Annotated in this window: 28 protein-coding genes; 11 read left to right on the top strand and 17 right to left on the bottom strand. The window is 60.0% G+C overall.

Going from position 1 to position 25,216, the window contains the following annotated elements:
* Positions 1-116: 116 nt before the first annotated feature.
* From hisG to ACM6IQ_RS16985, 8 genes are all read right to left on the bottom strand, one after another.
* Positions 117-752, bottom strand: coding sequence for an ATP phosphoribosyltransferase (gene hisG, locus ACM6IQ_RS17020; RefSeq protein ID WP_007901570.1), 636 nt, complete (start codon positions 750-752; stop codon positions 117-119).
* A gap of 170 nt (positions 753-922) precedes the next feature.
* Positions 923-2,188 (bottom strand): UDP-N-acetylglucosamine 1-carboxyvinyltransferase, encoded by a 1,266-nt coding sequence (murA, locus tag ACM6IQ_RS17015; RefSeq protein ID WP_017336551.1) that lies wholly within the window; start codon positions 2,186-2,188, stop codon positions 923-925.
* Positions 2,189-2,210: 22 nt separating this feature from the next.
* Positions 2,211-2,450: a BolA family protein gene (locus ACM6IQ_RS17010; RefSeq protein WP_007901566.1), complete on the bottom strand. Its 240-nt coding sequence runs from the start codon at positions 2,448-2,450 to the stop codon at positions 2,211-2,213.
* A gap of 113 nt (positions 2,451-2,563) precedes the next feature.
* On the bottom strand, positions 2,564-2,869 hold the full coding sequence (locus ACM6IQ_RS17005; protein WP_017336550.1) for a lipid asymmetry maintenance protein MlaB: 306 nt from the start codon (positions 2,867-2,869) through the stop codon (positions 2,564-2,566).
* Positions 2,866-3,522 (bottom strand): phospholipid-binding protein MlaC, encoded by a 657-nt coding sequence (locus ACM6IQ_RS17000; RefSeq protein WP_017336549.1) that lies wholly within the window; start codon positions 3,520-3,522, stop codon positions 2,866-2,868. Before ACM6IQ_RS17000 ends, ACM6IQ_RS17005 begins: the two co-directional genes overlap by 4 nt.
* Positions 3,523-3,533: 11 nt before the next feature.
* Positions 3,534-4,001, bottom strand: a complete 468-nt coding sequence (gene mlaD / locus ACM6IQ_RS16995) for an outer membrane lipid asymmetry maintenance protein MlaD (protein ID WP_017336548.1) — start codon at positions 3,999-4,001, stop codon at positions 3,534-3,536.
* Positions 4,001-4,798 carry a lipid asymmetry maintenance ABC transporter permease subunit MlaE gene (gene mlaE / locus ACM6IQ_RS16990; protein WP_017336547.1) on the bottom strand — a complete coding sequence of 266 codons (798 nt, stop codon included), beginning with the start codon at positions 4,796-4,798 and terminating at the stop codon, positions 4,001-4,003. The genes mlaD and mlaE overlap by 1 nt, the downstream gene beginning before the upstream one ends.
* Positions 4,798-5,607, bottom strand: coding sequence for an ATP-binding cassette domain-containing protein (locus tag ACM6IQ_RS16985; RefSeq protein WP_017336546.1), 810 nt, complete (start codon positions 5,605-5,607; stop codon positions 4,798-4,800). The genes mlaE and ACM6IQ_RS16985 overlap by 1 nt, the downstream gene beginning before the upstream one ends.
* A gap of 275 nt (positions 5,608-5,882) precedes the next feature.
* Here ACM6IQ_RS16985 and ACM6IQ_RS16980 point away from each other — a divergent pair, with 275 nt between their 5' ends.
* The 10 genes from ACM6IQ_RS16980 to ACM6IQ_RS16935 all read left to right on the top strand — a co-directional run bounded on the left by ACM6IQ_RS16980 (position 5,883) and on the right by ACM6IQ_RS16935 (position 12,911).
* Entirely contained in the window at positions 5,883-6,857 is a 975-nt protein-coding gene (locus ACM6IQ_RS16980; RefSeq protein WP_017336545.1) for a KpsF/GutQ family sugar-phosphate isomerase, read from the top strand.
* On the top strand, positions 6,857-7,381 hold the full coding sequence (locus ACM6IQ_RS16975) for a KdsC family phosphatase (RefSeq protein WP_017336544.1): 525 nt from the start codon (positions 6,857-6,859) through the stop codon (positions 7,379-7,381). The genes ACM6IQ_RS16980 and ACM6IQ_RS16975 overlap by 1 nt, the downstream gene beginning before the upstream one ends.
* 7 nt (positions 7,382-7,388) lie before the next feature.
* Positions 7,389-7,961, top strand: coding sequence for an LPS export ABC transporter periplasmic protein LptC (gene lptC, locus ACM6IQ_RS16970; RefSeq protein ID WP_017336543.1), 573 nt, complete (start codon positions 7,389-7,391; stop codon positions 7,959-7,961).
* The gene (gene lptA / locus ACM6IQ_RS16965) at positions 7,948-8,496 is read left to right on the top strand and encodes a lipopolysaccharide transport periplasmic protein LptA (protein WP_017336542.1); all 549 of its coding nucleotides are present in this window, start codon (positions 7,948-7,950) and stop codon (positions 8,494-8,496) included. Before lptC ends, lptA begins: the two co-directional genes overlap by 14 nt.
* Positions 8,496-9,221 (top strand): LPS export ABC transporter ATP-binding protein, encoded by a 726-nt coding sequence (gene lptB, locus ACM6IQ_RS16960; protein ID WP_017336541.1) that lies wholly within the window; start codon positions 8,496-8,498, stop codon positions 9,219-9,221. The genes lptA and lptB overlap by 1 nt, the downstream gene beginning before the upstream one ends.
* A 185-nt stretch (positions 9,222-9,406) precedes the next feature.
* Positions 9,407-10,900, top strand: a complete 1,494-nt coding sequence (locus tag ACM6IQ_RS16955; RefSeq protein WP_017336540.1) for an RNA polymerase factor sigma-54 — start codon at positions 9,407-9,409, stop codon at positions 10,898-10,900.
* Between the two features lie 74 nt (positions 10,901-10,974).
* Positions 10,975-11,283 carry a ribosome hibernation-promoting factor, HPF/YfiA family gene (hpf, locus tag ACM6IQ_RS16950; protein WP_007941242.1) on the top strand — a complete coding sequence of 103 codons (309 nt, stop codon included), beginning with the start codon at positions 10,975-10,977 and terminating at the stop codon, positions 11,281-11,283.
* Between the two features lie 12 nt (positions 11,284-11,295).
* On the top strand, positions 11,296-11,760 hold the full coding sequence (gene ptsN, locus ACM6IQ_RS16945) for a PTS IIA-like nitrogen regulatory protein PtsN (RefSeq protein ID WP_414879368.1): 465 nt from the start codon (positions 11,296-11,298) through the stop codon (positions 11,758-11,760).
* A 2-nt stretch (positions 11,761-11,762) separates the two neighbouring features.
* Positions 11,763-12,620 carry an RNase adapter RapZ gene (rapZ, locus tag ACM6IQ_RS16940; RefSeq protein WP_017336538.1) on the top strand — a complete coding sequence of 286 codons (858 nt, stop codon included), beginning with the start codon at positions 11,763-11,765 and terminating at the stop codon, positions 12,618-12,620.
* A gap of 15 nt (positions 12,621-12,635) precedes the next feature.
* Entirely contained in the window at positions 12,636-12,911 is a 276-nt protein-coding gene (locus tag ACM6IQ_RS16935) for an HPr family phosphocarrier protein (protein ID WP_017336537.1), read from the top strand.
* 76 nt (positions 12,912-12,987) lie between these two features.
* On the opposite strand, the gene ACM6IQ_RS16930 is transcribed toward ACM6IQ_RS16935, so the two are convergent.
* From ACM6IQ_RS16930 to pmbA, 6 genes are all read right to left on the bottom strand, one after another.
* Positions 12,988-13,881 carry a ZIP family metal transporter gene (locus ACM6IQ_RS16930; RefSeq protein WP_414879367.1) on the bottom strand — a complete coding sequence of 298 codons (894 nt, stop codon included), beginning with the start codon at positions 13,879-13,881 and terminating at the stop codon, positions 12,988-12,990.
* A gap of 30 nt (positions 13,882-13,911) precedes the next feature.
* Positions 13,912-14,523, bottom strand: coding sequence for a superoxide dismutase (locus ACM6IQ_RS16925; protein WP_414879366.1), 612 nt, complete (start codon positions 14,521-14,523; stop codon positions 13,912-13,914).
* 1 nt (position 14,524) lies between these two features.
* Positions 14,525-14,956: a hypothetical protein gene (locus tag ACM6IQ_RS16920; RefSeq protein WP_017336534.1), complete on the bottom strand. Its 432-nt coding sequence runs from the start codon at positions 14,954-14,956 to the stop codon at positions 14,525-14,527.
* 27 nt (positions 14,957-14,983) lie between these two features.
* Positions 14,984-16,360 carry a class II fumarate hydratase gene (locus ACM6IQ_RS16915; protein WP_414879365.1) on the bottom strand — a complete coding sequence of 459 codons (1,377 nt, stop codon included), beginning with the start codon at positions 16,358-16,360 and terminating at the stop codon, positions 14,984-14,986.
* Positions 16,341-16,748 (bottom strand): FagA protein, encoded by a 408-nt coding sequence (locus tag ACM6IQ_RS16910; RefSeq protein WP_414879364.1) that lies wholly within the window; start codon positions 16,746-16,748, stop codon positions 16,341-16,343. The genes ACM6IQ_RS16915 and ACM6IQ_RS16910 overlap by 20 nt, the downstream gene beginning before the upstream one ends.
* A 176-nt stretch (positions 16,749-16,924) precedes the next feature.
* Positions 16,925-18,271, bottom strand: coding sequence for a metalloprotease PmbA (gene pmbA, locus ACM6IQ_RS16905; RefSeq protein ID WP_414879363.1), 1,347 nt, complete (start codon positions 18,269-18,271; stop codon positions 16,925-16,927).
* Between the two features lie 108 nt (positions 18,272-18,379).
* Between pmbA and yjgA the strand changes: the two genes are divergently transcribed.
* The gene (yjgA, locus tag ACM6IQ_RS16900; RefSeq protein ID WP_007901505.1) at positions 18,380-18,904 is read left to right on the top strand and encodes a ribosome biogenesis factor YjgA; all 525 of its coding nucleotides are present in this window, start codon (positions 18,380-18,382) and stop codon (positions 18,902-18,904) included.
* Positions 18,905-18,952: 48 nt separating this feature from the next.
* Here yjgA and tldD read toward each other — a convergent pair whose 3' ends face one another.
* The 3 genes from tldD to ACM6IQ_RS16885 form a co-directional block, all read right to left on the bottom strand.
* On the bottom strand, positions 18,953-20,395 hold the full coding sequence (tldD, locus tag ACM6IQ_RS16895; RefSeq protein ID WP_017336530.1) for a metalloprotease TldD: 1,443 nt from the start codon (positions 20,393-20,395) through the stop codon (positions 18,953-18,955).
* An 18-nt stretch (positions 20,396-20,413) separates the two neighbouring features.
* A complete protein-coding gene (locus ACM6IQ_RS16890; protein ID WP_414879362.1) occupies positions 20,414-21,262 on the bottom strand; it encodes a carbon-nitrogen hydrolase family protein in 849 nt (282 codons plus the stop codon).
* 106 nt (positions 21,263-21,368) lie between these two features.
* Positions 21,369-25,172: a YhdP family protein gene (locus tag ACM6IQ_RS16885; RefSeq protein WP_414879361.1), complete on the bottom strand. Its 3,804-nt coding sequence runs from the start codon at positions 25,170-25,172 to the stop codon at positions 21,369-21,371.
* Positions 25,173-25,216 lie beyond the last annotated feature (44 nt).

Genomic DNA, 25,216 nt, shown 5'->3' with positions numbered 1-25,216 from the left:
CTCATAGGAATGGCAAAAACTCAGGCGCCCTAACTTAGCAGTCGTTTCCGCTTGGGCACCTGAGATTCTGGCTATGAGGCGGATAGACGGGCGCGACTCAAAGTCGCGCAGGTGAATCAGCCGCGGTGTCGAGACTCCACTGCCTTGCGCAGGGTGTCGATCAACGCCTGGATACGGGCGTGCTGCATTTTCATCGAAGCTTTGTTGACGATCAGCCGGGAGCTGATGTCGGCAATGAAGTCCTGAGGTTCCAGACCATTGGCGCGCAGCGTATTGCCAGTGTCGACCACGTCGATGATCTTGTCCGCCAGACCGATCAGCGGCGCCAGTTCCATCGAGCCGTAAAGCTTGATGATGTCGACCTGACGACCCTGTTCGGCGTAATAGCGCTTGGCAACGTTGACGAATTTGGTTGCCACGCGCAGACGGCCCTTGGGCTCGACATCGCCGACACGGCCAGCGGTCATCAGCTTGCAAAGAGCAATGCGCAGGTCCAAAGGCTCGTACAGGCCCTGGCCACCGTATTCCATCAGCACATCTTTACCGGCGACGCCCAGGTCGGCGGCACCATGCTCGACGTAAGTCGGCACGTCGGTGGCGCGCACGATCAGCAGGCGCACATCAGCCTGGGTCGTGGGGATGATCAGCTTGCGGCTCTTGTCCGGATTCTCGGTCGGCACGATGCCCGCTTCAGCCAGAAGCGGCAGGGTGTCGTCAAGGATGCGGCCCTTGGACAGTGCGATGGTCAACATGGGAAACGTCAGTCCTTATCAAGGTACGTGCCCGGTCACAAATGGCGCCGGACACACATCGAGGGCGGAGCCCCCCGACTTGAAACGAATTCATCCATGTGGCGCAACAGCTACTGCGCTCTGCTGTTACACCACATGTGGGCACATCCTTATGCCCATGCAGCAAAAAACTAGCCCGGTACGCGACGGATCTTGGCGCCGAGCATCTGCAGTTTCTCTTCGATGCACTCATAACCACGGTCGATGTGGTAGATGCGGTCGATCAGGGTGTCGCCTTCAGCGATCAGCGCCGAGATCACCAGGCTGGCCGATGCACGCAGGTCGGTGGCCATGACTGGCGCGCCTTTCAGCTTCTCGGTGCCGGTGACGATGGCGGTGTTGCCTTCGACCTGGATCTTGGCGCCCATGCGGTGCAGTTCGTACACATGCATGAAACGGTTTTCGAAGATCGTCTCGATCACGGCACCAGTGCCTTCGGCAATGGCGTTGAGCGAGATGAACTGCGCCTGCATGTCAGTCGGGAACGCCGGGTACGGAGCGGTACGCACGTTGACGGCTTTTGGCCGCTTGCCGTGCATGTTCAGCTCGATCCAGTCTTCGCCGCAGGTGATTTCGGCACCCGACTCGCGGAGTTTTTCCAGGACGGCTTCGAGGATGGTCGGATCCGTGTCCTTGACCTTCACGCGACCGCCGGTCACGGCGGCAGCCACCAGGTAGGTGCCGGTTTCGATACGGTCGGGCATCACTTTGTAAGTGGTGGTGTGCAGACGCTCGACGCCATCGATGGTGATGGTGTCGGTGCCGGCGCCAGTGATCTTGGCACCCATGGCGATCAGGAAGTTCGCCAGGTCGACGACTTCAGGCTCGCGTGCGGCGTTGGCCAGAACGCTGCGGCCCTTGGCCAGAGCGGCGGCCATCATGATGTTTTCGGTACCGGTCACGCTGACGGTGTCGAAGAAGAAGTGCGCACCGCGCAGGCCGCCTTCAGGGGCCTTGGCCTTGATGTAGCCGCCTTCGACGTCGATGACCGCGCCCATGGCTTCAAGACCCCGGATGTGCAGGTCCACCGGACGCGAACCGATGGCGCAACCGCCAGGCAGCGCGACTTCGGCTTCACCGAAACGGGCAACCATCGGGCCCAGTACCAGGATCGACGCACGCATGGTTTTCACCAGTTCGTACGGGGCGATCAGGGTCTTGATGGTGCGCGGGTCGATTTCGACGCTCAGTTTCTCGTCGATCACCGGCTCGATGCCCATGCGACCGAACAGCTCGATCATGGTGGTGATGTCATGCAGGTGCGGCAGGTTGGCAACGGTAACCGGGCCATCGCACAGCAAGGTGGCAGCCAGGATCGGCAGGGCAGAGTTCTTCGCCCCGGAAATGCGGATCTCGCCATCAAGACGAGCGCCACCGGTAATAATCAATTTATCCATAAGAATCTCGACGCCCTTGGGCTCAGGTGCGCTCGGCCCAGGCCGCGCTGCTGAAAAATTTCATAGTGACCGCATGGATGCTGCCATCGGTGATCCATGGGTTCAAATGGGCATAGACCTGCTGCTGACGCTTCACCGGGCTCAACGCCGCCAGTTCATCGCTAATCACGTTCAGCTGGAAATTGCAGCCTTCGCCTTCAACTTCCACCTTGGTGTTTGGCAGCTTTCCTTCAAGGAAGCTCTTCACTTCTACGGCCTGCATGCTCAACCTCAATCGGCGCCCTGTGCGCGCGGGTCGGACATCATACAAAAAAGCCCCGCGCCTGCGAACCCCGCGAAGCAGGACTCTGACGGGGGGCTTTCCTATCGATGCGGTTAGGGATGCGCCAACAGCTCGGTCAATTCACTGACCTGAGCAATTTCGCGCATGTCTTCGGGCATTGCACGGATGCTCAGCGGCTTGCCGGCCTCCTGAGCATCACGCATGAAACACAGCAGCAGCGACAAGCCGACACTGCTGGACTTCAACACCGCCGAACAATCCACCACCAAGGCGGCGGCCTTGCTGGCCTTGATCAGCGCCTGGCCCTGCTTGCGCAGGCCCGGGCCGGTGCGGTAGTCGAGCATGCCGCTGAGCATCAGCTCGCCGGATTCGCTCATGCGAATGGCCGATACACTCATTGGGCTTGCTTCTCAGGCGTTTGCTTCTCGCTGGCTTCCTTGGCTTTGGCGACTTCACCGGCCCAACCATTGATGGTCTTGTCCAGGTCGTTGCCATTGCGCTGCATCGCATCGGCGAACTGATCGCGGAACAGCTTGCCGATGTTGATGCCATTGATGATCACGTTGCGCAACTTCCACTCGCCACTGATCTTTTCGAGCGTGTAGGACACAGGATAGATCGCGCCGTTGCTGCCCTTGACCGTCATGCCAACGCTGGTGCGGTCTCCCGACTCATCCTTGGCAGGGTCGACGACGATGCCCTGATTGTTGTACTCGAGCAAGGCGTTGCCATAGAACTGGAACAGGCCCTTCTTGAAGTTTTCTTCAAAGGCCTTCATCTGCGCAGGCGTGGCCTTGCGCGAATACTTGACCGTCATGATGCTCTTGGAAATGCCCTCGGCATCCACGACAGGGCCGACGATGGTATTGAGCGCCGTGTAAAAGTCCTGCGGATCCTGCTTGTACTTCTCTTTGTTGGCTGAAAGATCCGCCAACAACCGGGTCGTGGTGTCCTGTACCAGATCGTGCGCGGAAGGCGCCGCCACGGCGTTAGCCATCAACGGCAGGGCCGCGAGTAATACCAACAGGCCACGTCGCAAGGTAGAGATCATTCAAAAGCTCCTCATTTGGCGTCTTTGCTAACGGTATTGAGCAGGAATTTACCGATCAGGTCCTCGAGCACCAGCGACGACTGGGTGTCATGGATGGTTCCACCATCCTTGAGCAGGCCTTCTTCGCCGCCCACGCTGATACCGATGTATTTCTCGCCCAACAGGCCAGCAGTCAGAATAGATGCAGTGGAGTCAGTCGGCAGGTTATCCACGCGCTTTTCCAATTGCATCGTCACCCGACCGGTGAAACTGTCGCGGTCCAGATCGATCGCCGTGACCTTGCCGATGGTCACACCGGCCATGGTCACTTTAGCTCTGACCGTCAAACCAGCGATATTGTCGAAATAGGCATAAAGTTTATACGTATCGGTGGTTGAGCTCGGGGACAGGCCACTCACCCGCAACGCCAGCAACAGCAAAGCCAGGATGCCAGCCAGCAAGAAAAGGCCGACACCGATTTCCAGGGTGCGGTTTTGCATCAGAAATCTCCAAACATCAAGGCGGTCAGAATAAAGTCCAGGCCGAGTACAGCCAACGAGGCATACACAACGGTCTTGGTAGTGGCACGACTGATCCCCTCGGAGGTGGGCTCGCAGTCATAGCCTTGGAATACGGCGATCCAGGTCACGACAAAGGCGAAGACGATACTTTTGATGATGCCGTTGAGCACATCGTCAGTGAACGTCACGCTGTTCTGCATGTTGGACCAGTAGGAACCTTCATAGACACCCAGCCAGTCGACGGCCACCCAAGAACCGCCCCAGATACCCACCACGCTGAAAATCATCGCCAGCACCGGCAGGGAAATGAAGCCGGCCCACAGGCGCGGGGCAATGATGTACTTGAGCGGGTCGACACCAATCATTTCCAGACTGGACAGCTGCTCGGTGGATTTCATGTTGCCGATTTCAGCCGTCAGGGCCGAACCGGCGCGTCCGGCGAACAGCAATGCAGTGACCACGGGGCCCAGTTCGCGCAGCAAGGTCAGGGCAACCATCTGCCCGACCGCCTGCTCCGAACCGTAGCTGGACAGAATATTGAACCCTTGCAGCGCCAGCACCATGCCGATGAACACCCCGGAGACCACAATGATCACCAGGGACATCACGCCCACCGAATGCAGCTGCTTGATCAGCAGGCCGAAACCGCCCCCGATGCCGCCACGGCCGAGCAAGGCATGGAACAGGAAGATCGCCGAACGGCCGAACACCGCCATCACATCGATGCCGCCGTGACCGAAACGACGTACGCGTTCTAATAGTGAAATCTTGCGCATCAACGCTTCCCCAGAAGATCTGCGCGGTAATCCGTCGCTGGAAAGTGGTATGCGACCGGACCGTCGGGATCGCCGGTCATGAATTGACGAATACGCGGCTCCTGCGAATTCATCAGCTCCTCGGGAGTGCCCTGCCCCAACACTTGCCCATCGCCCACCACATAAATGTAATCGGCAATGCTGGCCGTCTCGGCCAGATCGTGGGAAACCACGATACTGGTGATACCCAGCGCATCGTTGAGCAAACGGATCAGGCGCACCAACACGCCCATGGCGATAGGGTCCTGGCCGACGAAGGGTTCGTCATACATGAGAATCTGCGGATCAAGGGCAATCGCCCGCGCCAGCGCGACACGGCGCTTCATGCCGCCGGACAGCTCGTCAGGCATCAGGTCGATGGCGCCACGCAGGCCCACGGCCTGTAATTTGAGCAGGACGATGTCCCGGATCATTTCTTCCGGAAGCTCGGTATGAACGCGCAGGGGAAAGGCAACGTTCTCGAACACGTCGAGATCGGTAAACAGTGCGCCACTCTGAAACAGCACGCCCATGTGTTTACGCGCATCGAACAAATCACTGCGCGACAGTTTCGGCAGGTTCTGACCGTTGACCCAGACTTCGCCCTTGGTCGGACGCAATTGGGCGCCCATCAAACGCAACAGTGTGGTCTTGCCACACCCGGAAGGCCCCATGATGCCGGTGACCTTGCCGCGCGGAATACGGATATCGACGTTATTGAAAATGCTGCGCGCACCGCGCTTGAAGGTCAGTCCCTTCAGCTCGACCGCGTAGGCGTTATCGGCACTCATCTAAACTCCTTGCGATGCAGCCTCTCACTCGGACGCCTGACTTCCTTGCGAAAGCACATACCTCCCGGGCAGGCCGAACTGGCGGCGAACTATATCACTGCAAAGGCCAAGCGCCCAAGGGCCAAGCCTGGCCTTGTTCAGCAACCTGAGCGGTAAAAAGCTTTATTTAGAGGGATTCGGTAACAGGGAATGTCAAAGCGCGACGAACTTGCGTGAGGGTTTCGATCATTACCGCTATAATCGCCGCCTTTTCATCAGGCTATACGATTTCTGACATGAGCCAATCCAGCGACCTGATTCAATCAGCACAACGCACCATCCGCCTCGAACTGGAAGCCGTACAAGGCTTGCTGCCCCATATCGACGCAGATTTCGTACGCGCTTGCGAGATGATTCTGGCCAGCAAAGGCCGCGTAGTCGTGGTCGGCATGGGCAAATCCGGACATATCGGCAACAAGATTGCCGCTACCCTGGCCAGCACCGGCACCACGGCTTTCTTCGTGCACCCGGCCGAAGCCAGCCACGGCGACATGGGCATGATCACCCGTGACGACATCATCCTGGCCCTGTCGAACTCCGGTTCCACCAATGAAATCGTCACCCTGCTGCCGTTGATCAAACGCCTGGGCATCAAGTTGATCAGCGTGACCGGCAACCCCGACTCTCCGCTGGCCAAGGCCGCCGAAGTCAATCTCAACGTGCATGTCGAACACGAAGCCTGTCCGCTGAACCTGGCGCCGACATCGTCGACCACTGCCGCCCTGGTCATGGGCGACGCCCTGGCCGTTGCGCTGCTCGAAGCCCGCGGCTTTACCGCTGAAGACTTTGCCTTTTCCCACCCTGGTGGCGCCCTGGGCCGACGCCTGCTGTTGAAAGTGGAAAACGTCATGCATGCCGGGCAGGAACTGCCGCAAGTCCAGCGCGGCACACTGCTCAAGGACGCGCTGATGGAAATGACCCGCAAGGGCCTGGGCATGACCGTCATCCTGGAAGCCGACGGCACACTCGCCGGGATCTTCACCGACGGCGATTTGCGTCGCACCCTGGATCGCAGCATCGATATTCACAGCGCGACGATCGACCAGGTCATGACCGCCCACGGCAAGACTGCCCGCGCCGAGATGCTCGCCGCCGAGGCCCTGAAAATCATGGAAGACCATAAAATCAACGCACTGGTCGTGGTCGACAGCGAAGACCGTCCGGTCGGCGCCTTGAACATGCACGACTTGCTGCGTGCGGGAGTAATGTAATGAGCACGGACCTGCTGCAACGCGGCAAACAGATCAAACTGGCCGTCTTCGACGTCGATGGCGTCCTGACCGACGGGCGTTTGTACTTCCTTGAAGACGGCAGCGAATTCAAGACCTTCAACACGCTCGACGGCCAGGGTATCAAGATGTTGATGGCAGCCGGCGTACAGACCGCTATCATCAGCGGCCGCAAGACACCGGTGGTCGAGCGACGGGCAAAGAACCTCGGCATTCCCCACCTGTATCAGGGGCGCGAAGATAAACTGGTGGTGCTGGACGAACTTCTCGCCCAACTCAACCTAAGCTATGAGCAAGTCGCCTACCTCGGTGACGACCTGCCAGACCTGCCGGTGATTCGCCGCGTAGGCCTGGGCATGGCGGTGGCCAATGCCGCCGGCTTCGTGCGTGAACACGCCCATGGCATCACCCAGGCCCGTGGTGGCGAGGGTGCCGCCCGCGAATTCTGCGAATTGATCCTGCGCGCCCAGGGCCGCCTCGATGCGGCCAACGCCGCGTACCTGTGAGCCAACTATGCTGAGCAAGAAATTTCGCAACATCCTGGTGTTCGGTTGCATCGCAGCAATTTTTGCGGCGGTCGGCTACTGGAACATCAGCCCGGAACGCTTCCTCGACCAGCCGGTGGCAAAGGTCGATGAAAGCGCGATCGACTATTACGCACTCAACGCCCACAGCGTGCAGTACCTGCCGGACGGCAAACTGCAGTACGAAATGACGTCGGACAAGGTTGAACACCTGAAGGCGACCGAAGTGACGCTGTTGACCAATCCGGACCTGAACCTGTTCCGCGGCACCCAATTCCCCTGGCACGTCCAGAGCGAACACGGTGAAGTCAATCCGGATGGCACCCAGGTCGAGCTGATCGACTCGGTGCGCATCACCCGTTTCGACGAGAAAAACCGCAAGACCCTGATTACCACCACCCGCATGACAGTGTTCCCGCAGCAGCAATATGCGCAGACCGATCAACCCGTTAGAATCGACGGCGCTGGTGGTGTCTCGACTGGCAAGGGAATGAAAGCGTATTTGAAAGAAAGCAGGATACACCTGCTATCGAACGTAAGAGGACAGTATGAGGCTCGTTAAAACTCTCCCTATTTTGCTCGGTCTGGGCGCAGCACTGGGAAGCGTGAGCGCCTGGGCTCTGCCGAACGATCAACAGCAGCCTATCCGCATTCAGGCCGACGACGCCCAACTGGACGACAAGAATGGCGTTGCCACCTACACCGGCGATGTGATCATTACCCAGGGCTCGATGAAGGTTACCGGCAACAAGGTCACCATCACCCGCACCGCAGCCGGCGACATTGACGTCGTGACTTCGGTGGGCAACCTGGCCTACTTCGAGCAGTTGCAGACCGCTGGCGACACCAAACCAGTTCAGGGTTACGGCGTGACTATCCAGTACCACGCCTCCCAAGACCGCGTCGTGCTGATCGATAAGGCGAAAGTCATCGACAAGGACGGCAACGTTACCCAAGGCGAGAAAATCGTCTACGACACCAATAAAAAGCTCGCCAGCGCCGGCCGTGCCACAGGCACCAACGTGACCGAATCGCGCCCGCGGATCGACATGGTGATCCAGCCGAAAAAGAAAACCGAAGAGCAAAAGGCCCCGTAATGGCAACTCTGAAAGCTCAGCATCTGGCCAAGAGCTACAAGAGCCGCCAGGTCGTGCGCGACGTCAGCCTGTCCATCGACAGCGGTCAGATCGTCGGCCTGCTTGGTCCTAACGGCGCCGGCAAGACCACCTGCTTCTACATGATCGTCGGCCTGGTCCAGGCCGATCAGGGCCGCGTGCTGATCGACGATCTGGACGTCAGCCACCAGCCGATGCACGGTCGTGCGAAGGCCGGTATCGGCTATCTTCCACAAGAAGCGTCGATCTTCCGCAAACTCTCGGTTGCCGACAACATCATGGCAATCCTCGAGACCCGCAAGGAACTCGACAAGGCCGATCGCCGCAAAGAGCTGGAAAGCCTGCTGCAGGAATTCCACATCAGCCACATCCGGGACAACCTCGGCATGAGCCTGTCCGGTGGTGAACGCCGCCGCGTGGAAATCGCCCGTGCACTGGCAACCAACCCGAAATTCATCCTCCTCGACGAACCCTTCGCCGGTGTGGACCCGATTTCGGTGGGCGACATCAAGCAGATCATCTACCACCTCAAGGCCAAGGGCATTGGCGTGCTGATCACCGACCACAACGTCCGTGAGACCCTGGATATCTGCGAAACCGCCTACATCGTCAACGATGGCCAGCTGATCGCCGAAGGTGATTCTGCCACCATCCTGGCCAACGACCTCGTGAAAGAAGTCTATCTGGGCCATGAGTTCCGCCTGTAAGCACCAAGGCGTCTCTGGCTAGTCGCCGAGCGCTTGTCTCGATAAAAAATCAACAATTTTTTATTGTTACAGCGCTCTAGGCAAACGTTGCAGTTTCAGGCATATAATTTGCTTATGTTTGGCGCTCCGGCGCCCTGTAGTGGATGGCGCATGTGCGCCGGCGAATAAGGTGTTAAGCCCCTGCCATGAAACCATCGCTAGTCTTGAGAATGGGCCAGCAGCTGACGATGACACCGCAGCTGCAACAGGCCATCCGCCTGCTCCAATTGTCGACCCTGGACCTGCAACAGGAAATCCAGGAAGCCCTGGAGTCCAATCCGATGCTCGAACGCCAGGAAGAAGGCGACGACTTCGATAACGCCGACCCCTTGGCCGACAAAGCCGAACAGCAACCCAACGCCGATGTTTCAGAGCCCTCCTACCAGGAAACCGCCCCGACGGTGGACAACCTCGATGAGGGCGACTGGAACGAGCGCATTCCCAACGAACTGCCCGTCGACACCGCATGGGAAGACGTCTACCAGACCAGCGCCAGCAGCCTGCCGAGCAACGATGACGACGAGTGGGATTTCACCACCCGCACATCGGCCGGTGAAAGCCTGCAAAGCCATCTCTTGTGGCAATTGAACCTGGCGCCGATGTCCGACACCGATCGTCTGATCGCCGTGACCCTGATCGATTGCATCAACAACCAGGGCTACCTGGACGAAACCCTCGAGGAAATCCTCGAAGCTTTCGATCCGGAACTCGACATCGAACTGGACGAAATCGAAGCCGTCCTGCATCGCATCCAGCAATTCGAGCCGGCCGGCATCGGCGCCCGCAACCTTGGTGAATGCCTGCTGCTGCAATTGCGCCAGCTGCCCGCCAAGACGCCTTGGCTGGCCGAGGCCAAGCGCCTGGTCACCGACTATATCGACTTGCTCGGCAGCCGCGACTACAGCCAGCTGATGCGCCGCATGAAGCTGAAGGAAGACGAACTGCGCCAGGTCATCGAACTGGTACAGAGCCTCAACCCACGCCCTGGCTCGCAGATCGAGTCCAGTGAAGCCGAATACGTGGTCCCCGATGTGATCGTGCGCAAGGACAACGAGCGCTGGCTGGTAGAACTGAATCAGGAATCGGTACCGCGACTGCGGGTCAACGCTCAATACGCCGGTTTCGTGCGTCGCGCCGACACCAGCGCCGACAACACCTTCATGCGCAATCAGTTGCAAGAGGCCCGCTGGTTCATCAAGAGCCTGCAAAGCCGTAACGAAACCCTGATGAAAGTTGCCACCCAGATCGTCGAGCATCAACGCGGCTTTCTGGAATACGGCGACGAAGCGATGAAACCGCTGGTCCTGCATGACATCGCCGAAGCGGTGGGCATGCACGAATCGACGATTTCACGGGTGACCACGCAAAAATTCATGCATACCCCTCGGGGCATATATGAGCTGAAATACTTTTTCTCCAGCCACGTCAGCACCTCCGAAGGCGGCGAATGCTCGTCCACGGCGATCCGCGCGATCATCAAAAAACTGGTTGCTGCGGAAAATCAGAAAAAGCCGTTGAGTGACAGCAAGATCGCTGGTTTACTGGAGGCACAAGGCATTCAGGTGGCTCGCCGCACCGTCGCCAAGTACCGCGAATCCCTCGGGATCGCGCCTTCGAGCGAACGCAAGCGGTTGATGTAGAGCCACGCCACAGCGTTCCAGTGGTAGATCATCTGATCTACCGCTTTATGCACTGGCAACGAAGGAGAAGCTGTATGCAAGTCAACATCAGTGGACACCAACTGGAAGTGACCGAACCTCTTCGCACCTACATCGGCGAAAAACTCGAACGATTAGAGCGGCATTTCGACAAGATCACCAACGTGCAAGTCACGATGACGGTCGAGAAGCTGAAGCAGAAAATCGAAGCCACGCTGCATATTCCCGGCAATGAAGTGGTCGCAAACGCGGAACATACCGACATGTACGCGGCGATCGACGCGCTGACCGACAAGCTGGATAAACAACTCAAAAAGCATAAGGAAAAGACCCAAAGCCTCCTCCAGGGCGCGACCGGTCGTTAACACTCCCAACCCATGATCCTACTTGAAAGCATCCTGACCCCCGGCCGTTCCCTCGTGAACGTGCCGGGCGGCAGCAAAAAGAAAGCCCTCGAGCAAATTGCCAACCTTATCCATAAAGAAGTGCTGGATCTGGAGATGCAAGATGTCTTCGAGGCTTTGATTGCCCGTGAAAAACTTGGCTCGACCGGTTTTGGTAACGGCATCGCTATCCCCCACTGCCGCCTGAAAGGCTGCACCTCGCCCATCAGTGCCTTGATGCACCTGGATGCCCCCATCGATTTCGACGCCATCGACGGCGCCCCGGTTGACCTGCTGTTCGTTCTGCTGGTCCCGGAAGCGGCTACCGATGCGCACCTTGAATTGCTCCGGCAGATCGCCAGCATGCTTGATCGCAAGGAAGTCCGTGATCGCCTGCGCAGCGCACCGAGCAATGAAGCCTTGTATAAGGTTGTCCTGGACGAGCAAAACAGGCACTAATCATGCGCTTGATCATCGTCAGTGGCCGTTCCGGCTCAGGTAAAAGCACCGCGCTCGATGTTCTCGAGGACAACGGCTATTACTGCATCGACAACCTGCCCGCCGGGTTGCTGCCGGAACTGGCCGAGCGTGCGTTGATTCACACAGAGCTGGCGCAGCCGCTGGTTGCCGTCTCCATCGATGCGCGCAACTTGCCGAGCCACCTGACCCGTTTTCCGGAACTGCTCGCAGAAGTTCGCAGCCGGCATATCCAGTGCGACGTCCTGTACCTGGATGCCGACGAAGAAACCTTGCTCAAGCGTTTTTCGGAAACCCGCCGCCGTCACCCGCTGAGCAGCGCCAATCGCTCGCTGGCCGAGGCGATCAACGATGAAACCAACCTGCTCGGGCCGATTGCCGACCTCGCCGATCTCAAGGTCAATACCACCAACCTGAACCTTTATCAGCTGCGCGATACCATCAAATTGCGCCTGCTGAACCAACCGGAACCCGGCACTGCGTTCCTGGTGGAATCGTTCGGATTCAAGCGCGGCATGCCGGTGGACGCCGATCTGGTGTTCGACGTGCGCTGCCTGCCGAACCCTTATTGGAAGCCGGAGCTACGCGATCAGTCCGGGCTTGACCAGCCGGTTGCCGAGTACCTGGCGGCCCAGCCGGACGTCGAGGAGATGTTCCAGGACATTTCCACTTACCTGCTCAAATGGCTGCCCCGCTTTGCCGCCAGCAACCGTGCTTATGTCACCATTGCCATTGGCTGTACCGGCGGGCATCACCGCTCCGTGTACCTGACCGAACGTCTGGGCCAGGTCCTGCAAAAATCCCTGAAGAACGTCCAGGTCCGCCACCGCGACCTCAGCTAAAGGATTCACATCGCGATGCCTGCTCTGGAAATCGAAATCATCAACAAGCTGGGCCTGCATGCCCGTGCTTCTGCCAAATTCGTCGGCGTGGCCGGTCAGTTCAAGGATTGCACGATCCGGGTCGGACGCACGCCGGAATCCACGGTCGATGGCAAAAGCATCATGGCCATGATGATGCTCGCCGCTGGCAAGGGCACCAAGATCCATCTGAGCACGGAAGGCGAGCAAGAACAGGAAGCACTGGATGCACTGGTCGCGTTGATCAACAACTTCTTCGACGAAGGCGAATAAAAAGATCGCAGCCTTCGGCAGCTCCTACATGTGAATGCAATCTCATGCAGGAGCTGCCGAAGGCTGCGATCTTTTTTCAGGCGAGCGCGGTATCCATCACCATCATCAAACAAAACCCGATCAGCAACCCAAGGCTGGCCAGCTTGTCATGACCATGGCGGCGCGACTCGGGAATGACTTCATGCGTCACCACCAACAACATCGCCCCGGCCGCCAGTGCCAGGCCCAACGGCAAGAGCAACTCGGCCAGGGTCACCAGCCAGGCGCACAACAGCGCAAAGACCGGTTCGACCAATCCTGACGCCGCACCGATCAGGAACGCTTTGACCCGCGACATCCCTGCCCCGGCCAACACCAACGCAATCACCAACCCTTCCGGTACATCCTGCAACGCGATGCCCATGGCCAGGCTGTCGGCGTCGGGCATGCCGCCACCCGCCGAGACACCGACCGCCATGCCTTCAGGAATGTTGTGGGCAATGATGGCAAACACGAACAACCAGATCCGTGGCGGAATGACCGGTCGTTCCAGCGTGCCAACGAGCATTTCCGGCGATGCGCCAGACACCTTTCGATCCACCAGAAACAACCCGAACGCACCCAGCATGATGCCGAAGCTGATCAGGCCGCTCGCCGCCCAAGGCGTCAGCCCCAGGCTTTCAGCCGCAGCAATGCCCGGAACGATCAGCGAAAAAGCTGTCGCCGCGAGCATCACCCCGGCACCGAAGCCGAGCAGTGTATCGCTGACCGCCTGGGGCATGCGCCGAATCACCAGCACCGGTACCGCGCCCAGGGCCGTACCCAATGCGCAGATCGCACCGCCCTGTAAGGCCCGTAGCAGTTTCGGTTCAAGATTCAGCCACGCCAGGCCCTGGGCGACCAACAAGCTCATACCCGCCAGCAGTAACAGCGACCCCAATGCGTAACGAAACATCCGCCCACTTCCGATCGCCAGTGTTTCAGTGCCCATAGTCAGCCCAGGATTGTTTTTATAGAAGACTTAAACCAGTGCAGCCTGATAGCGCGCAGCGACTTCAGGCCAATTGATCACGTTATAAAACGCGTTGATGTATTCCGGGCGACGGTTTTGATATTGCAGGTAATAGGCGTGCTCCCAGACATCCAGGCCGAGGATGGGTGTATTGCCGTTCATCAACGGACTGTCCTGGTTACCGCTGCTTTCCACGACCAGGGTCTTTTGCGGGGTCACACTCAGCCAGGCCCAGCCGCTGCCGAAACGGGTCAGCGCGGCTTTGGTGAACGCTTCCTTGAAACGGTCGAGGCCGCCCAGTTGGTCGTCGATCGCCTTGGCCAGTTCACCGTCCGGCTGACCGCCGCCGTTGGGCACCATGACTTCCCAGAACAGCGAATGGTTGGCGTGACCACCACCCTGATTGATCACCGCTGCGCGGAGTTTTTCCGGCAGCTGTTGAACGGCAGCCACCAGTTTTTCCACCGGCCACTCCGCAAACTCGGTGCCTTCTAAGGCGGCGTTCAGGTTGTTGATGTAGGTCTGGTGATGCTTGGTGTAGTGGATTTCCATGGTTTGCGCATCGATGTGCGGTTCCAGGGCATCGTAGGCGTACGGCAAGGCAGGCAAGCTAAAAGCCATTTCAATGGACTCCATGAGGTAGAGGCGCAGCGGGCGACGCAGCATCGGTGTGCAGCAAACGATGAGTACGCGGGTATTCGCCGTGCTCGCTGATGAAATTCAGCAGTTCGACGTAGGTTTTACTGCTCTGACGCAGCGCTGCTTCGCGCAATGCGGGCGCCAGCCGCGGGTCCTGCATGGTCTTCAATAGCCGCTGGTGGATGGCGCACAGGTATTCGGCGCTCTCCTCCGGCTGGTTCAGACGCAAATGCAGGTCCGCCAGGTTGTGGTGGGAAATCACGCAGGCCGCCACCGCTTCGTCGGCGTCCGCCCAGCGCTCGAACAACACCTGAGCCAGGGCCAATGCCTGCAGGTAAGCTTCGCGGGCATCCACCAGTTCGCCCAGCATGAAACAGCGGTTTGCCCTTTCGATCGTGCGTTTCCAGTGCTCCATGGTGAGCCTCCAAAGCGGTTGCGGTGATTACACGCCGCCTGCGGTGAGCTTTTCCGGATTGAGCAACTCTTCCAGTTGGCTACGTGTCAGGTCGGTGTGTTCCAGAGCGACATCGATCACCGGCCGGCCTTGCTGATAAGCCTTCTTGGCAATTTCAGCGGCGTTCTGGTAACCAATGATCGGGTTCAGTGCAGTGACCAGAATGGGGTTGCGCGACAGCGCTTCCTTGAGCCGGGCTTCGTTGACCTTGAAGCTGGCGATAGCCTTCTCACCCAGCAGGTGGCTGGCGTTGGCCAGCAACTCGATGCTGCTCAGCAGGTTCTGGGCAATGATCGGCAGCATCACGTTCAGCTCGAAGTTGCCCGACTGGCCAGCGATGGTGATGACCGTGTCATTGCCGATCACTTGGGCAGCGACCATGGCGGTGGCTTCCGGGATCACCGGATTGACCTTTCCGGGCATGATCGACGAGCCCGGCTGCAAGGCTTCGAGCTCGATTTCACCAAGACCGGCCAGCGGGCCGGAGTTCATCCAGCGCAGGTCGTTGGCGATTTTCATCAGCGAAACAGCGGTGGTTTTCAGTTGCCCGGAGAGCGCAACGGCAGTGTCCTGGGAGCCGATCAGTGCGAACAAATCGGGGCCCGGCGTGAATCGCACCTGAGTCAGTTGGGTCAACTGCTGGCTGAAAAGACCGGCGAACTCGGGATGCGCATTAATGCCGGTGCCCACCGCCGTGCCGCCCTGAGCCAGGGATTGCAGACTCGGCAGCAGATCCTGCAGATGACCGATGTTGGCCTTCAGCTGTTGCGCCCAACCGTTGAGCACCTGGCTCATGCGCACCGGCATTGCATCCATCAAGTGAGTGCGACCGGTTTTGACGTAGTGGTGAACCTCTTCAGCCTTGTGCTCGATCACCTGCACCAGGCGCACCAGCGCCGGCAGCAGTTGTTCATGCAACGCCAGCGTAGCGCTGACGTGGATGGTGGTCGGGATGATGTCGTTGCTGCTCTGGCCGCAATTGACGTGATCGTTGGGGTTCACCGGCTCGCCGAGCAGACGGCTGGCCAAGGTCGCGATCACTTCGTTGGCGTTCATGTTGGAACTGGTGCCGGAACCGGTCTGGAAAATATCCACCGGGAAGTGCTGCATGAAGTCGCCCTGCAACAAACCCAGTGCCGCGTCGACGATGGCTTTGCCCTGGGATTCGCTGATCTGCTTGAGTTCGACGTTGGCTTGGGCAGCGGCGGCCTTGGCCAGGATCAGTGCGCGGATGAACTGCACCGGCATCGGTTTACCGCTGATCGGGAAGTTCTCCACCGCACGCTGGGTCTGTGCGCCGTAAAGCGCATCCACCGGGACCTGAAGCTCGCCCATGCTGTCGCGCTCAATACGAGTCTTGTTCATCAGAAAATCCTTGTACCAGTTCTATGAGAGGAATCGAGGGCTGCAACTCGCAGGTCGCCAGTTGCCAGGTGTAGCTTTGCCAGCGCTTGAGGCGGCACTTGCAGAGGGAGAGGCGTTCGAGTTCGCGCAGCGGGCGCCATGCCTGATCCAGGCAATAGGTCCGCCAGTGCCAGGGCAGCGCAACATCGGCGGCGGTATCGAGCAGCACACGGAAAGACGTTTCGGCGATGGTCCAGGGAGAGGTCGCCGTGCAGCACGCCAGATACCGGCCTTCGGCCAGGTAATGTTCGATCAGGCGAGGCTCGTCGGGATCCATCGCGCAACGGATCTGGCGACTCATCCAGCGCCAGTTTTCGAGGTAGGGCTGTTCGTGCAAGGCAGAACTCATGATCCGGGCTCATTCGGTAATGAGATTTATTATTAGATGATAATGAGAACCAAAACAAGGTCGACCGCACACCGAGTTCATGGTGGGCTTGCCCGCGATGTGACCATCTGCGTGAACCCAATAAAAAAAGGCGCGCCACCCAATGGGTGGCGCGCCTTTTTGCCTGGCGGTAAGCGTTAGCTACCGGCGACGGTCATCCGCTCGATCAATACCGACCCCGTGCGAATGTTGCTGCGCAATTCCAGGTCATTACCGACGGCGACTATTTGCTTGAACATGTCGCGCATGTTGCCGGCGATGGTGACTTCCTGGACCGCAAACTGGATTTCGCCGTTTTCGACCCAGTAACCCGCCGCGCCACGGGAATAATCGCCCGTGACCATGTTCAGGCCCTGGCCCATGAGCTCGGTGACCAGCAAGCCACGGCCCATGCGGCGCAGCAAGGCCGCTTGATCTTCATCGCCGTGAGTGACGAACAGGTTGTGCACGCCGCCGGCGTTGGCGGTGCTCGGCATGCCGAGTTTGCGACCGGAATAGGTGCCGAGAATGTAGGACACCAACTCGCCTTTTTCGACGAACGGTTTGGCGTAGGTTGCCAAGCCATCGCCGTCAAACGCCGAACTGCCCATGGCGCGCATCAAATGTGGACGTTCATCGATGGTCAGCCATTCCGGGAACAGCTTCTGACCCAGCGTCCCTTCAAGGAACGACGATTTACGATACAGACTGCCGCCGGAAATCGCCGAGAGGAAACTGCCGAACAAACCACCCGCCAGCTCAGCGGAGAACAGCACCGGCACTTCACAGGTAGGCACCGGACGCGCGCCCAGACGGCTCGCTGCACGTTGCGCGGCACGCTGGCCGATGCTCGCAGGATCCATCAGCAAGTTGCCCTGGCGGTTCACGTCATACCAGTAATCGCGCTGCATCTGGCCATCGGCCTCGGCGATCATCACGCAGCTCAAGCTATGGCGAGTCGAGGCGTAACCGCCAATAAAACCGTGGCTGTTGCCGTAAACACGGCAGCCCTGGTGAGTGCTGAGGGTGGTGCCGTCGGCGTTCTTTATCCGGCTGTCGGTGGCGAATGCTGCCGCCTCACAGCTCAAGGCCATCTCGATGGCTTGCTCCGGTGTGATGTCCCATTGGTGGAACAGGTCGAAATCCTGCAGATCCTTGGCCATCAGTGCAGCGTCCGCCAGGCCGGCGGCTTCGTCTTCGGAGGTGTGTTTGGCGATGGCCAGCGCCGCAGCGACGGTTTCGCGAATCGCGTCCGGGCCACTGGCCGAGGTGCTGGCCGAGCCCTTGCGCTGGCCAACATACAAGGTGATGCCAAAGCCCTGATCCCGGTTGAATTCGACGGTTTCGACTTCGCGCTGGCGTACAGAGGTCGACAGGCCCTGCTCCAGGGACACCGCCACTTCACAGGCACTGGCGCCCTGGCGCTTGGCTTCAGCAATGATCTGCTCGACTTGTTCCTGCAGTGCCGGCAACGCTTGTGGGCCGACGCTTTCAACTGCACTCATGCTGTTCTCCACTCAAATTCTGCTTTCGGTAAAGGCCTTCGAGCGACCGGGCCGGACAAGCGGCCCCCGACTGGTTATCATGGCGGCGTTTCTTTGCGGACGGCCACCATGGTTGATTCTTACGACGACTCCCTCGATACGGGAGAAAAAAGCAAATCCCAGGTTAAACGCGAGCTGCATGCTCTGGTTGACCTCGGCGAGCGCCTTACAACGCTCAAGCCTGACTTGCTGGCAAAACTGCCCTTGACCGACGCTATGCGCCGGGCCCTGGCCGATGCGCCCAAGCACACCGCGAATATCGCGCGTAAACGGCACCTTATGTTCATCGGCAAACTGATGCGCGATCAGGACACTGACGCCATTCTGACTTTGCTCGATCAACTCGATGCCTCCACCCGGCAGTACAACGAACGTTTCCACGGACTGGAACGCTGGCGCGATCGCTTGATCGCGGGCGACGATGCAGTCCTGGAGAAGTTCGTGCTCGACTACCCTGAGGCTGATCGTCAGCAGTTGCGCTCCCTGATCCGTCAGGCCCAGCACGAACTGGCGACCAACAAGCCACCAGCGTCGAGCCGTAAAATCTTCAAGTACATCCGTGAGCTCGACGAGACTCAACGCGGCCTGCGTTAAGTCCCGTCTCGGGTGAGTCGTTACGCGACTCACCCGACGCTCCATCCCTTACGATCCTGTGCCACCCACAGTGATCGCATCGATTTTCAGCGTTGGCTGGCCGACACCCACCGGCACCGACTGCCCGTCCTTGCCGCACGTGCCCACACCGCTGTCCAGCGACAGATCATTACCGACCATCGACACCTTGCTCATCGCCTCCGGGCCGTTGCCGATCAACGTCGCGCCTTTGACCGGGGCGGTAATCTTGCCGTCTTCGATCAGGTACGCCTCGCTGGTGGAGAACACGAATTTGCCGCTGGTGATGTCCACCTGACCGCCGCCGAGGTTGGCGCAGTAGATGCCGCGTTTCACCGAGGCAATGATTTCCGCCGGATCGCTTTCGCCCGCCAGCATGTAAGTGTTGGTCATGCGCGGCATCGGCAGGTGCGCGTAGGATTCGCGACGGCCGTTGCCTGTGCGGGCCACGCCCATCAGGCGCGCATTGAGCTTGTCCTGCATGTAGCCTTTGAGCACGCCGTTTTCGATCAGCGTGGTGCACTCGGTCGGCGTGCCTTCGTCGTCGACACTCAGCGAGCCACGGCGACCGGCCAGCGTGCCGTCATCGACGATGGTGCAGAGTTTTGACGCAACCATCTCACCCATACGCCCGCTGTAGGCGGAACTGCCCTTGCGGTTGAAATCACCTTCCAGACCGTGGCCGACCGCTTCGTGCAGCAGCACCCCGGACCAGCCCGACCCCAACACCACCGGCAACGTACCGGCCGGCGCCGGAATGGCTTCAAGGTTGACCAGCGCCTGACGCAGCGCCTCACGGGCGTAGCTCATGGCACGGTCTTCGGCGAGGAAGTACCGGTAATCGGTACGACCGCCGCCACCATGACCGCCACGCTCGCGGCGACCGTTCTGCTCAACGATCACGCTGACGTTGAAACGCACCAACGGCCGCACATCCGCCGCCAGGCTACCGTCGGTCGAAGCGACAAGAATGCGCTCCCAGACACCGGCCATGCTCACGGTCACTTGCTGGATACGCGGATCGAGGGCGCGCGTGGCGACGTCGATACGCTTGAGCAGCTCGACTTTCTCGGCGCGGGTCAGTACTTCCAACGGGTTATCCGGTCCGTACAGCTGGGCGACATCCTGAGTGGTGAACGCCTGCACCGTGCCATTCTGCCCGGCGCGGGAGATCGAACGAGCGGCACGCGCCGCCGCGCCCAGGGCTTCGAGGGTGATTGCATTGCTGTAGGCAAAACCGGTTTTCTCACCCGATTGCGCGCGCACGCCGACACCTTGATCAAGGTTGAAGCTGCCTTCCTTGACGATCCCGTCTTCCAGCGCCCACGACTCGGAAATCTGCCCCTGGAAATACAGGTCGGCGGCATCGATACCCGGGCCGGCCAGATCGCCGAGCACACCTTGCAGGCTCTCGATCGTTACGCCGCCGGGCGCCAGGAGGTGTTCACTGACTGAGGACAACAACTCGCTCATATGCTTTACGCCTTAAATTCATCGTTCTGAGGCAGGTCGCTGCGCGCCCTGCGAGAAAAAGCGCCGGTGACTGGACACCGGCATCCGCGCCCGGATGGACGCCTGTTCGCTGCTATCGCGTTCGGCCAGCAGCACGGCCTCGCCTTGGTCCTGTTGCGCGAGCACTCGCCCCCACGGGTCGATGATCGCAGCATGCCCGAAGGTCTCTCGCGGTCCCGGATGCGTTCCACCCTGGGCCGCCGCGAGCACATAACACTGGGTCTCGATGGCCCGCGCTCGAATCAGCACATCCCAATGCGCCGCGCCGGTCACGGCGGTAAAGGCTGACGGCGCGGTAATCAATTCCGCCCCGGCAGCGCGCAATTCGCTGTACAGCTCCGGGAAGCGCAGGTCGTAACACACCGTCAGGCCGACCCGACCGACGGGCGTGTCGGCGACCACCACGCCACTGCCATAAGCATAGTCATCGGATTCCCGATAACGCCCGCGGTTGTCCGCCACGTCCACGTCAAACAGGTGCAATTTGTCGTAGCGCGCCACCGTCTCGCCCTGATCATTGACCAGTAGCGAGCAGGCATGCACTTTCGCCGTCGGTTGATCCACCGGCGGCAACGGCAAGGTGCCGGCCACTATCCATAACTTGAGGTCGCGAGCGGTCTGTTTCAACCAGGGCAGGATCGGACCTTCGCCCGACGCCTCGGCGCGACCGATGTCAGCGATGTCACGGCGGCCCATGGCGGCGAAATTTTCCGGCAGCACAGCCAGCTTCGCGCCACCGGCTGCCGCTTGTTCGAGCAGCCGACGAGCCTGGGCCAGATTGGCCAGCACATCGCTCTGGCTGACCATTTGAATCACCGCTAACGACATGGCCTTACCCTTATCCGGAATCAACACATACCCGCAGGCGCTGCCGAAGGCTGCGCCTGCAGGGGGCTAACGGCCATGCTACTCCATCGGTCCGAAGGATGGCTTTTCAAAAAGGTTTGTCGAAGGTGATTTTCGGCTCTTTCCACGGGCCTTTGACGGTGTATTTCACACTGGCGAAGCGCGCCACGCGGTCACCGATCAGCTTGTCGATCAGGAACAACGCGCCGCCGATGGCCGGTGCGCCGACGATCAGCGCGGCAATCGGCAGGTTGTTGGTCACCGGCAAGGTCACCAGCAGTTTCGCATCGACCTGATCACCCACCAGATCCAGCGTGCCATTGAGCTCGATATTGCTCGACGGGCCGGTCAACAGAATCGGCTCACGCGTCACGTAAACGCCGTTGGTCCCGACCAGCAGGCCTTTGACCCGGTCGTAACTCAAGCCTTTGCCAAACAGATCGGAGAAGTCCAGCCGCAAGCGCCGGCCGATGGAGTTGAAGTTGAGCAGGCCAAACACCCGCAACGCCTGAGCGCCGCCCTCGACTTCAACGAACTGGCCTTTGTTCAGCGACGCATCAAGCGTCCCGGAAAAACGCTTGGTAGCCAGCCAGGCCGGCGAACCGGGCCAGCGACCGTCGACATCCATATGAAATTCTTCACTTGTGACACTGGGCGCAAAGCCCCAGCCTTTCAGCACATCCGCAAGGTTCTTGCCACTGACCCGGCCCTTGTACCAGCTGCTGGATGCACCGGGCGCACCTTCCCAGCCACCGCTGCCCTGCAACAGAATGCCCTTGAGGCCCAGGTCCAGCGCATTAAGTGCGATGCCCTTGGCGGTCGGACGCACTTTCAGCGACCAGCCCCCCACCAGATCCTGCCCCTGGAACAGCTGATTGATGGTGATATCCAGCGCCGGGATTTTTGTCGGATCAACGCTGGCCAGTGGATCCGGCGAGTTTTCATCGGCCAGGACCGTCGGGTCCGGTGCCGGCAAACGCACGTATTGCAGATTGATTGCAATCGGCGCGCCTTTCGCGTCAGGGATAGCAGCGGTGCCCTTGACCTGTTTACTGTCGAGCTGCAAGGCCCACGCCGCCGGTTTACGGTTCAACTGCACCGAAGCCTGGTCGAGGGTGGTACCGATACCGCTGAGTTTGCCGACCTTGAAGTCCGCGCTGCTGAGCAGTTGCTTGGCGCTGCCGCCCGGGTCCTGACCGGCATACTTGTCCACCAGGTCTTTCCAAGGGCCGACATCCAGTTCCGACAACACGCCGCGCACCCGCAGGCCTTTGGCTCCGGGCAACACGGCTTCGCCGCCACCGAGGAACAATTCGCCGCGACCGTCGGCAAAGTTGCCGGGGGGGGCCGCGAACGTGAAACTCGCCAGCTCGCCGTACTTGACCCAGTAACGTCGCTCCTGGCCTTGCAGGGTCATGCGGAACATCGTGTCGCGTCCGACGTCGGCCGCCATGCCGAACGGCGCCGGCAAATCCACCGCCACGCCTTTGAGGTTCGAATTGACCAGCAACTGGCTGTCGGGGCCATCCAGGTTCAGTTGCAACTGATAAGGGATCAGGCCGGACACCGGCAACGGCTGGGTAACGCTCAACCAATCGGTGAGCTTCTTCACCTCGACCTGGCCCGAGGCGTTGACACGGGTCTTGATGTTGCCCGGGCTGCCGTCGGCGAAAATCTGCGCAGTGACCGGTTTGTCAAAGGCGCGAGCGGTGATGTTCTGCCCGCTCAACCCCTTGGTGCTGTCGAAGCGGAAATCGCCCTTCAATTGAGTCAGCTCAAGGGCCGGTTCGGCGAGTTTCAAGCGCGCCTTGGCGGTCTTGAAGTCGACGAGGATAGTGGGCTGCTCGCCTTTGGCCAGCGGAATATCCAGCTTCACCTTGCCCTTCAGATCGCCCTCGCCTTCCCATCCGGCGAAGGTGGCAGCGGTGCCGATCGGCGCTTCCTGGAGAATTTTCAGGCCATCGCCCAACCCGCCGGCGAAAGCGCCATCAAGCAGCAGGTGTGGGTTTTGCCCGGCGGATGCGTGGGGAATATTGACGTAGATGTCACTGACTTGTGTGTCCAGCAACTGGCCCTGGCTGGCCACAATGCGCACGCCGCTGTCTTCGATGAACACATCGCCACTGACCTTGCTGACATGCGGCCAACCCGGCTGGAACGCCAGCTCGGCATCGTGAACCTTGAAGAACAGGCTGATGCTGCGAGCCGTGTCGGCGGCGCCATGATTCAGCGAGCCCTGATACTGGAAGAAGCCCTGGTCGACCGCACCCTTGAGAATCGCCGTGCGCAGCCATTCGTCCAGTGCCGGACTGAGCACTTCCGGCAGGTACTTGGCGGTGTACTTGCCGTCGCCGTCCACCAGGCCGACCCGCAGGTCCATGTAGTCTTCCTGGGTATGGTCGAAATGCAGGCGGATCAGGAAGTCGCCGGCAATCTTGCCCTCCTCGCCCAGCACTTTCAGGTACGGCGCGATGAGGGTGAAGCCTTCTTTGTCGAGCTTCCAGGTCAGCCGGGCGTTGGCCTGAATGTATTGCCATGGCTTGGCGAAAATCGGGTCCAGGTGCAGGACAAAATCCTTGCTGTCCATGCGCAGTTCGCCGTGACCGAGGTCACCACTGATGCTGCCGCTGACATTTCGCGCCGCTGGCGCGCCGTGATAGGCGTCAAACCCCACCCGATCGAGGTTGGCGGCGAAACTGACCTTGCTGTCGTCGGTGGCGTTGGGCCGGAAGTCGACCAACACGTTGCGCAAACCACCGGTCACCTTGAGTCGCTCCACGGCGGTGGCGACGCCTTCAGGCAACGGCCCCAAGGCATTAAGCAGCGGTGTGAGTGGCGTGAGGTCGAGGCGGTCGGCTTGCAGATGCCAGAGTTCTTCGGTCTTGTCGGTGGCTTGGCTTTGTTTGAGTTGCAGGCGCGATTCCCAGCGGGTCTCGCCGATGTTCATGGACAGCGAGTCCACCGTCACCAGAATGCCTTCGGCACTGCGCTGGAAATAGCTGTTGAGCGCCAGGTTGTTGATCTGGACCGGCTTGCGCTCGGCGTAGGCACCCTTGATCTGCGGCGCGTTCAAGCGGATCGCAGCGCTTTGCAGCGCGCCTTTGCTCCAGTTGACCCAAAGCTCGCCACCGGCCTTGATCTCGGAAAAATTCCATTGCCGGGTCAGGCGCTCGGGTAGCCATTTCGACCAGTCACTTTGCGGCAGGCTTACGTAAGCATCCGCTTCGCCGTCCTGCCACTGGCTGGCGCGAATGCGAGTACGCAGGCTCATGGCCACTGGCTGACCGTCGGGCAGGGTCAGCCGCGCGTCGAGTCGCTGACGGTAGACGCCGGTTTTCAGGTTCAGGCCAACGTAGGTCAAGGTCAGCGGCGGGTGATCCAGCGGCTGCAAGGTGACCTGACTGTCGAGCACCGACAACTGCTGGACCATCTGCATGCGATTGAGCAACTGTTCCGGGTCCAGCGGCTGATCCTGTTGCACCGGCAGGCCTTCCAGCGCCCAATGACCGTCCTCGCCTTCCTTGAAGCTGATCTTCAAACCGTTGAGTTCAAGGTGGGCGATGCGCACTTCACGAGCCAGCAGGCTGGCCCAAAGATCCGGCACCGCACGTACCTGATCCAGGCGCAGGGTGTTGGCGCCCTCGCCGACCATCACGTCGTGGGCCAGCAGAATCGGCGCGAAGCCGTGCCAGTTGCCTTCCAGTTCACCGATGTGCAGCGGCATGCCCAGGGCAGCGCCGGCTTTGGCTTCGACTTCGGCCCGATACTCGGCCACCAGCGGCGTCAGTTCGCGGCCGAGACTGACGTAAAGCGCCATCAGCACCAAAGCCAACGCGCACAGGCCCAGACCCCAGCGGGTCAGTGCGGCCAAAATGCGTGTCAGACGCTCCATGTCAGTTGGCTCCCATGGCAAAAACAGTGCAAAAAGCTGAGGCC

Source organism: Pseudomonas sp. IT-P100, from assembly GCF_949767185.1.
GTDB lineage: Bacteria > Pseudomonadota > Gammaproteobacteria > Pseudomonadales > Pseudomonadaceae > Aquipseudomonas > Aquipseudomonas fluorescens_B.
Note: the sequence above shows the minus strand (reverse complement) of the source record. Positions and strands in the feature narration are given on the sequence as shown.